We start from the raw sequence: 8,732 nt of genomic DNA, 5'->3' as shown, positions 1-8,732 counted from the left end.
TTCATTGTGCCCTCAAAGTGAGCAACAAAATGAACCACATCATCAGCATCACAGAAAAAATCGCCAATCGCGTAACAATTTTTTAATCTTTTGATGAGAATAATACTTATAAAATCTGAGAGAAAAGTGTAAACTATACTGTATACATCTGCTTTATTGGTTGCACAAATCATATCATTCCCCCGCTTTTGAAGATTTTACAATGACACTGTTAAATGACAATTATACGCTTCTTAATTTTAAGGTGCTGGATATGATATCATTTCGAGGATAAAGTAAAGCCTCTTATTCATAGAATAATCTGTTTTATTAGAACTGTTACATATTAGAGACAAGAAGAGACACTCCATTGATTGTCGCCTGATAAGAAGCCCAAAAAACAGATAAGAGTATAAAAACAGATTGAAGAAGCACCTCTCGACATATCTTACTAAAATTATAATAAAAAACGATATCTTTTATTATGTTTACGGTCTACTTCATTCGGAAGATTATCGCTCTCGTTATGCTGATAATTTATGCAAAGAATTGCCTCGTATTCCTTGCGTAAAAACGGCTGATGATTTTTGGAAGTTTGTAACAGCAGGGCGTGAGACTTAGTCATTTGCACGTAAATTATGAAGATGTAGAGCCTTATCCAGTCACATTTAAAAAAGGCAATCCAAAACAGACTGAGATCTCTAATCCTGAGAAATTTTACTACGTTACAGAAATGAAATTCGCAAAAGCAGGTAAAGAGAAAGATAAATCAACTGTCATTTATAACAGCAATATCACAATGACAGATATCCCTCTTGAAGCTTATAAGTATATCGTCAATGGCAAACCCGCTCTTGAATGGGTTATGGGGCGTCAATGTGTAAAGACTGATAAAAAGAGTGGTATTGTAAATGATGCCAATCGCTATGCTGTTGAAACCGTTGGCAACCCTGCCTACCCTCTAGAGTTATTTCAAAGGGTTATTACCGTAAGTTTAGAAACAATGAAAATCGTAAAAAACTTACCAAAATTAGAAATAAGAGAAACTGAATAACTTATAAAGCATGCTCACATAATGGGCATGTTAAACTCACAAGGGGTATAAGGTCTTATAACAGTCTATACCCCTTTATACATTGCTTACATACAATCTTTAAAAGGAGTGTTTATATGCGTTATTCTAAAAAGAAGAAACTTGCACTTTTAGATACTCTCATTTGGATTGCTTTAAGATTTATAAGAAATCCTCTCTTAAAGTGAATTAGATTTTTTTACATTGCCTTTAAGAGGTTATACCGTAATCTAAAATGAGTGCTTTATTGTTTTCAAAAGCTTTGTTTAAAGAGAGTTATATGTATTCATTTTGCTTATAGGTTTTGAAGGTTCCTAACACCCTCAAAACCCCTTCAAAACCCTCTTAAATATATATTATAGATTGTATTTACATGTTATATTTAATATAGGTTGTTTGCTTAAAACATTAACATATTGAAATATAATGACTTTTATTTTCGATTTAAAAATAAAATAATTAATAATAAAAGGAACCCTCAAAACCTTCAAAACCCTCGAAACTCATAACTATAATGATCTTGATAGCATCTCTTATGAGTTACAAGCTATCTTTTGAAAGGCTTTAAAGGTTCACATGCTTCCATAAAAGCACGTTGTAATCAATTCTCTAAATCATAAGGTTATCATTCAAAAAAACTGATAAAGTTCATAAAAAGGATTTTAATAACGTAATCAGTTTTTAATTTCATACGCTTTTCATAAGATACGCTTTAATTACTCACTTTTGTCGGTTCAATTTACTGACAGATAACTGACAAATATATATTATTGATTGTATTTAAGGTTATGCTATTGATAGAAGTTGTATCTTAAAAATACTAACATATTGATATATAATATTTTTAATTTTTTGTCATTCAAAAAAAATAATAGAGGGTCTAAAAAGAACTGACAAAACTGACACAACTGACAAAAGCCTATTAAAAGGGATTTTTCTAATCTCTATAATGATCAATCTTTCTTTAGATGTTTTCATAACAGCCTATAAATTACAATTATCCTATTTATCGTTTCTCTTATGAAAATGAAAAATGATGCGGTGGCTGTAAAGCATATAACAACTATAGAAAATGCGTAAAAACAGTAGCTTTGTTTAAATAAAGCAAAAATACAAATGAATGCGTTGGTTATAAAAACAGTTCCTATAAAAGCTGTTAAGTTACAAATGCGTTATAAACAAAAATTCACAAAAAAATTAAAATTCATTTAGTGAAAAAACTGATAGGTTATAAAGATAAAAATACGCATTATGAGAGCGTTTTTAAATATTATAAATGTATAGATTCAAAACATAACGCAATCGTTTCGTAAAGCCTATAATATAGCTTTAAAAGCATATAAATATAAAAGCAGAAATTCATAAGCATAAGATATTATCAATACACAACGTATTTAAAAAATACAAAAAAATATCAAAAAAGATATAATATTAATTGACAATAAATACGTATTTTGTTATATAAATAATCAAGTGATTAACAAACACTAAAACAGATAGCGAAAAGGTTACGATAAACCTAATCCTGTTATAAAAACTGACTATCTTTTATGCTTTTGTTAGCATATATGATGATTTTGTCGGGTGTAGCTATGCTATACAATACCCTTCGCGAGGGAAAAGCATAGCAACGGACTATCTGCCGTGTTTGTTAGCGCCCGACACCCTTATGGGCTGTTAATAACAAACTTTTTTACAGATAGGTTTTAATTATGACAAATATCTCAAAAAACACCCCCGTTCTCTCTAACATTTCAAATGAAATTGCATCTGTTAATCAACAAGAGCCTGCAAAAAAATACGAATTTACAAATGAAACGCGTGTATTTGGTAATCATACTCTTTATCGCATTAAAGCTTTAAGAGATTTTGATGATGTTAAAGCCGGTCAATTGGGCGGCTTTATTAAAGATGAAACTGATCTGTCTCATGATGGCAATTGCTGGGTTTATGATGATGCTATGGTTATGCAAGCAAGCGTTTCCGAAAATGCAAAAATACGCAATAATGCCTGTGTTGTGAATTATGCTAGGGTTTATGGGAATGCCGTGATTAGTGATAAGGCATGGGTTTTGAGTAATAAAGCACATGTTTATGACAATGCAATCATTAATGGCAATGCAAAAATTGGAGGCTATGTTTTTGGCAATGCCGTTGTGAGTGATAATGCCGTTATTACAGAGGGGGCTCTTATTTACGATAACGCCCGTGTTTATGAAAATGCTCATGTGAGTGGGCTTGTGTTTAATGATGCCCATGTCTATGGAAAATCACGCCTTGCTGCATGGTCAAAAGCTTATGGCAATGCTCATGTTTTTGATAAAGCTATAGTTTATGATGGGAGCAATATTTATGATAATGCCAAGGTTTCTGGCTCGGCGCGTGTTGGTCCCTTTGCAAAAATTCATGATAATGCTCATGTGAGTGGCAAGGCACAAATTTGCCAATTTACAACGATTTATGGCAATGCGGTGCTTAAAGAAAATAAGAAATTTTCTGAAGATGTCTGTGGTGCTGATCAGGCTATAAATAACGCTGCGTAAATAAGACACGGGCGTGGCGGGGGCGCCCCTCTTTAACCATCTCATTCTAAAATTTAAATCTTTTTATAAAGGAATTGTGCTATGCAAAAAAAGTTTGCACTCACAAATGAGACACGTGTATTTAATAATAAAACTCTTTATCGCATTAAGGCATTAAAAGACTTTTCTGATGTTAAAGCTGGTCAATTGGGCGGCTTTATTGAAAGTGAAGATAATCTCTCTCATGATGGCAACTGCTGGGTCTATGATAATGCTCTTGTTTTAAATCCAGCCCATATTTATGAAAATGCCAAGGTTTTTAATAACGCTATTATAATGGGTACTGTTTATGGCAATGCTCATATCTGTAATCGCGCCCGCGTTTATGCAAATGCTCATGTTTATGACAATGCGCATCTTTCTAATAATGCTTGGGTCTGTGGGCGGGTTTATGGCAATGCAAAATTATCAGGAAATGCGCGTATTTATAGCAATGCCGTGGTTTATGATCATGCTGTTATCAGTGGTGCTGCTAAAATTTATGGCAAGGTTTATGGCAAGGCTAGCGTGGGTGGGTATACTCAAGTCTACGGTTCTGTTTATGGCAATGCTAAAGTGACTGGTTATCACACCATTAGAGGTTTGGTGCATGGCAATGCAAGGTTAAAAAGAGATGGTTATTCATATGTCAAACAAAACTTTTACTATGCATATGGGATTCCTGAAGATTGTGAAATTTATGAAAATGATACCGTTGTAAAGATTAGTGAAAATAAAGCAGCGTAAATAAGACATGGGCGGTGCGGGGCGCCCCTCTTTAACCATCTCATTCTAAAATTTAATCTTCTTATAAAGGAATTGTGTTATGCAAAAAAAGTTTACACTCACAAATGAAACGCGTGTATTGGGTAATCATACTCTTTATCGTATCCAAGCATTAAAAGACTTTTCTGATATTAAAGCAGGTGCCTTGGGGGGCTTTATTGAAAAAGAAAGCAATCTTTCACATGATGGCAACTGCTGGGTTTATGATGATGCTCTTGTGTTTAAAAATGGTCATGTTTATGAAAACGCAAGGGTTTATAACAATGCTATCGTGGCTGGTTATATCTATGGGGATGCCCATGTGTATGGCAAGGCTATTATTTATGATAATGCCTATATTTATGACAATGCTAGGGTTTATGAAAACGCTCGTATAGCAAATGACGTACATGTTTATGAAAATGCTCATATCCATGGCATTGCTGTTATTCGTGAAAATGTCGGCGGGTCTACTAAAATAAAAACCTATATTGAACAGCTTTCCCCTTATAGCGAATTAGAGATTGTCTGGGTTTAATTAATAAAGCTGTGTAAATGAAAGTACAGGCGCGGTGGGGGCGCCTCCTTTCAATCCAATTTTTCCATTTCAAATTTTATCAAACGTTTATCACATTAGATTGTGAGGGTCCTCCTATGTGTAAAAAATACGAATTAACCAGTGAAATAAAAAAAATCAAACATGCTCTTACTCGCAATATTACAAGCCTTTATCGCATTCGTGCTTTAAGGGATTTTGATGATGTCAAGGCGGGGGATTTAGGTGGTTTTATTGAAAAGGAAGTTAACCTATCCCATGATGGCAATTGCTGGGTCTATGATGAGGCTTGTGTCTATGGTCATGCCCGTGTTTATGATGATGCAAAAATACGGCATTATTCTCAAGTCTGTGGTCTCGTTTATGGCAATGCTGAGGTCTATAGCAAGGCTTTTATCTCTCAATATGCAAAGATTTATGATCAGGCTTGTGTTTATGGGAGTGCTCATGTGTATGGCAATGTTTATGGCAATGCTCATGTGAGTGGTGCTGCCCGCGTTCTTGCTGATGCTCATATTTATGACCATGCCCATATTTCTTATGATGCTACGGTTTTTAGTTATGCACGCGTCTATGGTCATGCCAAGGTTTGTGGCTCTGCTTGCATTTATAGCCATGCGAAAATTTATAATTATGCTGTGATTAATGGTCGTGCAAAGATTTATGGCAAGGTCTATGGCAATGCGCGCGTGGGGGGCTCTTGTGAGATTTATGGCTCTGTTTATGGCAATGCAAAAATCTCACATTGTGCAACAATCTGGGGGCGTGCTTATGGCAATGCAACAATCAACACAAAAAGCAAAGCAAAGTTGGTTCCAAAAAATTATGAGGTTTATGAAAACAACAATGTTGTTAAGATTATTGATAAAACAGAATAAAAATAGGTATGGGAGCACCTTCTTGATGGCTATAAACGCATCATAAAAGAAAGAATTCATAAAAGAAAGCCGTGCCAACTGATATGACGCGGCTTTCAAATGTCTATCCTTATGAATCAACCCTAATTAAGGTAATAACGCGTATATACAAAACGTATTATATTACAAGCGCTCTATTAGAGATATGAAAACTTATCAAAAGGAATGTAAATGATGCGTATGATCTTTAATCACTCGTTTGAATGAGAGAGCCTATAAACGCTTTTCGTTTCTCTCAAACGTATTAATCATAACACCCTCATTTGTGAGGTGGTCTTTTGAAATAAAGCACATGATCAAAATGCTTCTTTTAAAACAAGCTCTCATAAAGACAATAAACAACCAAACAACCGCTTTTATCAAACGCAAGGCTTTAAAAACTGTTATAAACATCAGTTTCAAACGTTTAAACGTTCATGTAGAGAGGTTCTCATAAGCGTATTTTTACTTTTCTTTAAATGTAACTTTTTACAAATAAGCTGGCTTAATTTTGAGTTGGAAAAATCAACCAGCTCAAATTCGAGCTTGTTATCTTTAGAATAGAGCATTCTTTAAACAATGGCGTTTTGTCTAAAAATTTAGAAAAATTCCGTACCTTATGATGTTATAACGATTTTGCTATTCGCTTGCTTGCCTATATCATAAAGGCTTTCAATTTCATAAGATATGACGTTTTGAATTTCATATTTATTGTGATGATAGAGGCTGTACAATGCCTGCCTATCGTTTTCTAAATTTTTAGTAAGCGTTTTAAAAGCGATCTTATCCTTAATCCTTTTATGCAATCTTTATAAATTAAATCCATAAGCTTACGATAGTTTCAAACGACCACCCTCTAATAGGTAATAAAATATTGCTATAAGAGATATAGATTTTTGCTCCCCAATTTTGGGAAGCAATAATTTTGGTTTTTATACGATTAAACAATCCAATCTTTAAAACAAGCTGTGATCTTTAAACGTATGCGATTTATGTTATCGATAATTCCAAACGACTAAATTTTTAAACAATGCGATTTGTGCTGTGAAAAAACGTATCATAAAATTTATGAACTGTTATGAATGATATCTGCTTTTCATTTCATTTGAATGCAACCATGCGTTATAATATTTGCACCATGATTTGCTTTTTATGGTCTATTCATAGATGGCAATCTTATATAAAAAATAATCAAATGAATCACGTATAAAAGTGTGGATTCTTAAGTGGATTCATATAAAATAATTACACTCAACATATTGACTTTATTGTGTTTTTTGATATTATATCTTATATAACAGACACAAGGTGTGAAAGCGTTTTTCTATGGCGATAAACATTTTGACTAGCCGGTATTGGTCCGCCTGTCCTAACCCGAATATATTGACGCGTCATCAAAATACCTTTCCAGTGATACAAAAATTATAACTAACTTGACATTACATACTATGTGCACTACAATGCACCAATGGTAGCGATAATAAAAACAACAGATGAATTCGATGAATGGTTAGAAAAGCTTAAAGATAGAAAAGCTGCCGATATAATTCTTACAAGACTTCATAGAATTCGTTTAGGACTTTTGGGTGATGTTAAATTTTTTAATGGCATAGGTGAATTACGTATCCACTATGGTGCTGGTTACAGAATTTATTTCACAAAAAAAGGCGATAAAATCGTTATATTGCTTTGGGGTGGTAATAAATCCACACAATCTAATGATATTCAAAAAGCCTTATCTCTTTTAAAGGATCTTAAAAATGAAATTGAAAACCTTTAACTTTGAAAAACACCTCACAACTCCAGAATCTCAAGAATTCTTTTTAAATGAAGCCTTCAAAACTGGTGATGCTGCTCATATAGCCGATGCCATTGGTATCGTTGCTCGCTCTCAAAATATGCGCGCCTTAGCAAAAGAAACTAATCGCGAACGCAGTGGATTATATCGCTCCTTAAGTAAAACGGGTGACCCCAAGCTTTCTACCTTAGTTGCTGTCTTATCTGCCCTTAACTTACAACTCTCTGTACAATCTTCTACTTCATAAATTGAGAGGCGTTAATAGATACCTCCTCTCAATTTTAGTGATTGGTTACGAATTCAACGACGATACTTGCTTCACCGGCTTGTACCGTTTTGTCTGCTTTAGCATAGAGAGTAAGCTCTTTATCATAAGGAACAAACTCCTTTTGATTGGTAGGCTTAACCTCTTTAACTGCCTGTTGTTTGATTTCTGCTTCCCCAAACTCATTCCCGCCAGCAGTACTGCCTATTTTAACCTTCGTGTCCGAAAACGCCGTCTTAACAAACACCTTAATCGAAGTTATTAAAGCACCACGAGGCAAGATGCCTATTCTCATCGCGTTTTCTTTATCTTCATGGCTAAAATTAAGACGCAAAAAGCTTACCTGCTGCGTATGAAGGCTTCTTCCCTGCAATGGAGGTGGTAAATGATCTGCCATGTCTTATCCCCTTAATGATTTGTTACGAATTGAACGACCACAACACATTCACCAGCATCTGTGGTTTTATCTCGTGTTGCATAAAGGGTCATCTCTTTATCCTCTGGAGCAAAAACCTTTTGATCTGTTGGTGTAAAGTCTTGCGTTCCTTGGGCTTTGATATCTTTTTCCCCAAACTCATTGCCCCCATAGGTACTGCCAATCTTTAACTTCGCCTCAGAAAACGCTGTCTTCACAAACGTTTTAATGGAAGTAATTAAAGCTCCACGGGGTAATATCCCTACTTTCTCTGTAAGACGCTTCTCTTTATGTGAGATATTTAACCGCAAAAAGCTTACCTGTTGGGTGTGAAGATTTCTTCCCTGTAATAAAGGTGGTAAATGATCTGCCATGTCTTTTTTCCTCCCTACGATTAGTTATCTGGTTCACCACTGTAGGTAGGA

Annotated in this window: 8 protein-coding genes and 1 pseudogene; 7 read left to right on the top strand and 2 right to left on the bottom strand. The window is 34.5% G+C overall.

Going from position 1 to position 8,732, the window contains the following annotated elements; genetic code table 11:
• Window positions 1-438: 438 nt before the first annotated feature.
• From PVV66_RS08840 to PVV66_RS08810, 7 genes and pseudogenes are all read left to right on the top strand, one after another.
• Window positions 439-1,033: pseudogene (locus PVV66_RS08840) on the top strand (type ISP restriction/modification enzyme); the annotation flags it as partial.
• Between the two features lie 1,730 nt (window positions 1,034-2,763).
• Complete coding sequence (locus tag PVV66_RS08835) at window positions 2,764-3,594, top strand: hypothetical protein (protein ID WP_273719448.1); 831 nt, start codon at window positions 2,764-2,766, stop codon at window positions 3,592-3,594.
• A gap of 81 nt (window positions 3,595-3,675) precedes the next feature.
• Window positions 3,676-4,359, top strand: coding sequence for a hypothetical protein (locus PVV66_RS08830; RefSeq protein ID WP_273719450.1), 684 nt, complete (start codon window positions 3,676-3,678; stop codon window positions 4,357-4,359).
• A 79-nt stretch (window positions 4,360-4,438) separates the two neighbouring features.
• On the top strand, window positions 4,439-4,915 hold the full coding sequence (locus tag PVV66_RS08825) for a hypothetical protein (RefSeq protein WP_273719452.1): 477 nt from the start codon (window positions 4,439-4,441) through the stop codon (window positions 4,913-4,915).
• 116 nt (window positions 4,916-5,031) lie between these two features.
• Window positions 5,032-5,811: a hypothetical protein gene (locus tag PVV66_RS08820; RefSeq protein WP_273719454.1), complete on the top strand. Its 780-nt coding sequence runs from the start codon at window positions 5,032-5,034 to the stop codon at window positions 5,809-5,811.
• A gap of 1,486 nt (window positions 5,812-7,297) precedes the next feature.
• Complete coding sequence (locus tag PVV66_RS08815) at window positions 7,298-7,609, top strand: type II toxin-antitoxin system RelE/ParE family toxin (protein WP_273719456.1); 312 nt, start codon at window positions 7,298-7,300, stop codon at window positions 7,607-7,609.
• On the top strand, window positions 7,590-7,874 hold the full coding sequence (locus PVV66_RS08810) for an addiction module antidote protein (RefSeq protein WP_100129652.1): 285 nt from the start codon (window positions 7,590-7,592) through the stop codon (window positions 7,872-7,874). Before PVV66_RS08815 ends, PVV66_RS08810 begins: the two co-directional genes overlap by 20 nt.
• A 34-nt stretch (window positions 7,875-7,908) precedes the next feature.
• Here the strand turns inward: PVV66_RS08810 and PVV66_RS08805 are convergent, their stop codons facing one another.
• Both PVV66_RS08805 and PVV66_RS08800 read right to left on the bottom strand, forming a co-directional pair.
• Window positions 7,909-8,289: a hypothetical protein gene (locus tag PVV66_RS08805; RefSeq protein ID WP_273760985.1), complete on the bottom strand. Its 381-nt coding sequence runs from the start codon at window positions 8,287-8,289 to the stop codon at window positions 7,909-7,911.
• 11 nt (window positions 8,290-8,300) lie between these two features.
• Window positions 8,301-8,681, bottom strand: a complete 381-nt coding sequence (locus PVV66_RS08800) for a hypothetical protein (protein ID WP_273760984.1) — start codon at window positions 8,679-8,681, stop codon at window positions 8,301-8,303.
• Window positions 8,682-8,732: the final 51 nt, after the last annotated feature.

This window comes from Bartonella sp. AU16XJBT (assembly GCF_028618665.1).
Classification (GTDB): Bacteria; Pseudomonadota; Alphaproteobacteria; order Rhizobiales; family Rhizobiaceae; genus Bartonella.
The sequence above is the reverse complement of the archived record's forward strand: the minus strand, read 5'-3'. Positions and strand labels throughout refer to the sequence as shown.